Origin of the sequence: uncultured Winogradskyella sp., from assembly GCF_937958655.1 — a bacterium.
Taxonomy (GTDB): domain Bacteria; phylum Bacteroidota; class Bacteroidia; order Flavobacteriales; family Flavobacteriaceae; genus Winogradskyella.
Map to the genome: position 1 here is coordinate 1 of NZ_CALGNH010000023.1, position 2,924 is coordinate 2,924.

The following is a 2,924-nucleotide window of genomic DNA, read 5'->3' on the forward strand; positions in this document are numbered from 1 at the left end:
ACTAGCAGATTTAATCGTACTAGGTGGTAATGCAGGTATTGAGGAGGCAGCAAATAAAGCTGGACACAAAGTGTCAGTGCCATTTGCTCAAGGTAGAGGAGACGCGTCTCAAGACATGACAGACATAGAGCAGTTTAACTATCTTAAGCCTGTTGGCGATGGATTTAGAAATTACCAAAATTCCAATGCAGATGTAAAAGCCGAAGACTTAATGATTGATAAAGCAAACCTATTAACATTAACAATCCCAGAAATGACGGTTTTAGTTGGTGGTATGCGTGTCTTAGGTACTAATTTCGATAATTCAGATTACGGTGTCTTTACAGATAATGTAGGTCAACTTTCTAATGATTTCTTTAAAAATATATTGGATATGACATACACTTGGAGTGAAACTTCTGAAGCAGAAACACACTTTGAGGGGCGTAACAGAAACACTGGCGAAGTTAAATTTAAAGGTACAAGAGCAGATCTAATTTTTGGTTCTAACACAGAGCTTAGAGCAGTATGCGAAGTTTATGGCGCAAACGATGGGGAAGAAAAATTCCTTAAAGATTTTGTTGCAGCGTGGACTAAAGTTATGAATTTAGATCGTTTTGATTTAAAATAAATAGATGAATTTTAATTAATGAAGACCTACAATTTTAAAACTTGTAGGTCTTTTTTTTATGACATATGAACGCACAAGAATTATTTTTTAGAACCATTCAGCAAGGTAACGCTGAGAATATAAAAAGGCAGTTAGAGAACAATCCGCATTTGGTAAATAGTGAAGACGCTAGAGGGTTTACACCATTAATTTTTGCTACCTATTTTGATAAAGAGGCTATTACCAAAATATTAATAGACCACAAGGCTAATATCAATGGTAAAGACGCCTCTGGTAATACCGCACTAATAGGCGTAAGTTTTAAAGGTAACCTTAATTTAGTAAAGCTTTTAATTAAACATAATGCAGATATTAATGCGCAAAATAACAAAGGTACTACTGCCTTAAGTTTTGCAACTCAATACAAACAAGAAGCGATTGTAAAGGAGTTAATAGCACATAATGCAGATACCTCTATAAAAGATATAGAGGGTAAAACAGCTTTAGATTATGCTAAGGATAAAGGATTTACAAATATTGAAACTATGCTTAATTAGTTTTTGTTGTAAGCATCTTAATTTTTATTCTTAAAGCTGCGAAGAGTAAGGTTGTAAAAGGACTCAGCCAGTTAAAAATAGCATAAACAAAATACTCACCAATACCAACACCTAATACACCACTTTGATAGGCACCACAGGTGTTCCAAGGAATAAGAACTGAGGTAACTGTACCAGAATCTTCAAGTGTTCTACTCAAATTTTCTGGTGCTAAGCCTTTATCTTCATAGGCTTTTTTAAACATTTTTCCAGGTATAACGATTGCCAAATATTGATCGGACGCAATTACGTTTAATCCTAAGCAACTTATTATTGTGGTTGCAAATAGACCAAAAACAGAAGAGGCTACAGAAAGCAGTGCTTTAGTTATTCTTGCTAATGCACCAATACCATCCATAATACCACCAAAAACCATGGCGCATACAATAAGATAAATGGTCCATAGCATACCTTTCATGCCACCAGCTCCGAAAAGTTTTTTCAAACGCTTAATTGTAATCAGTTTTTCTAAATTTTCTGCCTTATTTTCAATAGTATTTGAATTTTTGTAGTCTAAAGAGAAGAATTCCTTTAAGCTCTCATTGGTATAAACACCCTTTAAATCATCGTCTGAAAATAATTTTCTTAAACCATCTTCATCAGTCTTAATTTTATCAATATCTGATTCTGTAAGTGCTGCCATATACTCCGAATCGTCTATTTCTATATTAGTATCTGAGAAAATAGAATTTACAACTGTAGTAGTAGAAGAATCCGATATTTCATTAATCAATTTTGGTTGAAAAATAAACGCAAATATTATAGCTAGAACGACACCAAAACCTAGAGCTATTAATGGTTTGGTCTTTAATAGAATTAGACCCACAACACCAATTGGCACTAAAAACAACCAAGGTGTTATGTTAAAATATTTATCAATTGTACTGAGTATGAATTCGGTGTCCGAACTGCCCGTTGGCTCAATCGAAGCACTTATTATTCCAAAAACTACAAGAGTTAATAAAATAGTAGGAACGGTCGTAAAAGCCATATATCTTATATGTGTAAATAAATCCGTGCCAGCCATGGCAGGAGCTAAGTTTGTTGTGTCACTCAAAGGTGACATCTTATCGCCAAAATAGGCACCAGAGATTACGGCACCAGCTATCATACCAGGATTAATACCTAGAGCTGTACCAATACCAACTAAGGCGATTCCGACTGTAGCCGAGGTGGTCCAAGAACTTCCTGTAGCTATTGAGATGATTGCTGCAATTATAACTGAGGCTGGTAAGAAAATTTCTGGACTTAAAACTTGCAGTCCATAATAAACCATTGCAGGTATTACACCACTTATGAGCCAAGTACCTGCAAGTGCACCAACTAAGAACAAAATCATTATTGGCACAACAACACTTTTTAGATTTTCCAAAATTTCTTTCAACATTACTAGTGGTGTAACCTTATTTAGTAAACCACCCATGAAAGCAACAAACCCACCAATAAGAAGAATGTATTGATTGGAGTAGCCACCCATCATTTCACCTTCAAATCCAAAAATATTGATAGCCAGTAGAATCATTAAAATCACTACAGGAACAAGTGCTTCAAAAATATTTAGCTCTTTATTATCAATTATTTTTTGGTCATCTATTTTTATTTCAGATAAATCGTCGTCTTGCATTTTTGTTAGTTTAGTTTTGTAATGTTACGATTTTGTAAAACCAATTGCAAATGGATTAATTCTGTAATTTTGCAGTCAATTATATGGATTCATTAACTCAAATTGTTTTAGGAGC

3 protein-coding genes are annotated in these 2,924 nt (G+C 34.2%); 2 read left to right on the forward strand and 1 reads right to left on the reverse strand.

Features of this window, described 5'->3' with window-relative positions; genetic code table 11:
• Window positions 1-610 (forward strand): peroxidase family protein (locus tag Q0800_RS04665; RefSeq protein WP_366518831.1); only part of this gene is annotated, 610 nt, incomplete at its 5' end.
• A gap of 65 nt (window positions 611-675) precedes the next feature.
• A complete protein-coding gene (locus Q0800_RS04670; RefSeq protein WP_299128015.1) occupies window positions 676-1,146 on the forward strand; it encodes an ankyrin repeat domain-containing protein in 471 nt (156 codons plus the stop codon).
• On the opposite strand, the gene Q0800_RS04675 is transcribed toward Q0800_RS04670, so the two are convergent.
• Window positions 1,139-2,809 (reverse strand): Na+/H+ antiporter NhaC family protein, encoded by a 1,671-nt coding sequence (locus Q0800_RS04675; protein ID WP_299128016.1) that lies wholly within the window; start codon window positions 2,807-2,809, stop codon window positions 1,139-1,141. The two genes, Q0800_RS04670 and Q0800_RS04675, sit on opposite strands and share 8 nt — an antisense overlap.
• Window positions 2,810-2,924: the final 115 nt, after the last annotated feature.